Here is a 521-nt window from a genome sequence, read left to right on the forward strand (position 1 = left end):
ACATACATATTTTTACCGATTTCATTCACACCACCGAGGGCGAAAATCGAAAGCTTATCCTGATTTGACTTCATTCATAAACCTCCATCAATTACTAACATAGATCAAAGCTTACTTTCATCGCATAATTCCCCAGTCATAGTATATCCCTACCAATTCGTCAAAAATTCAAAATAAAAAAARATCCCCGGTTAAGGAGATCATTCTGAATCCATACTATTCAATCGAATATCGAATAAAGGCTAGCAAAGCTAATAATCCTGCTGTTATGGAGATGACGTAAAGTGCTGAGAGCCGAACCCACTTGACCCCTGTTTTCTGAAAATAGGATTGATCCCCTTCACGATTCTTACGCGAAAAGCCAATCATAAGTGTAGCCATAACGCCAACTACTAAGATTACCGTAAATATCACATAATAGAACGTCATATTCATAAGACAACCCACCTTCAATTCGATTGTTTAAGAAATCACTTGTTATCACTAATTATATAGGAGCTCCTATTCATAATCATATACGT

1 protein-coding gene is annotated in these 521 nt (G+C 36.2%); it reads right to left on the reverse strand.

The window, feature by feature from the left end; all coding sequences use genetic code 11:
• Window positions 1-216 precede the first annotated feature (216 nt).
• Window positions 217-435 (reverse strand): hypothetical protein, encoded by a 219-nt coding sequence (locus AC1DVJ_RS31335; protein ID WP_477596873.1) that lies wholly within the window; start codon window positions 433-435, stop codon window positions 217-219.
• Between the last annotated feature and the right edge of the window lie 86 nt (window positions 436-521).

The sequence above is a fragment of the Paenibacillus sp. P4_A9 genome (genome assembly GCF_056402415.1).

Coding starts and splice junctions, on each gene's coding strand:
- AC1DVJ_RS31335 (WP_477596873.1), bottom strand. CDS start 435: ATGAATATGACGTTCTATTATGTGATATTTACGGTAATCTTAGTAGTT.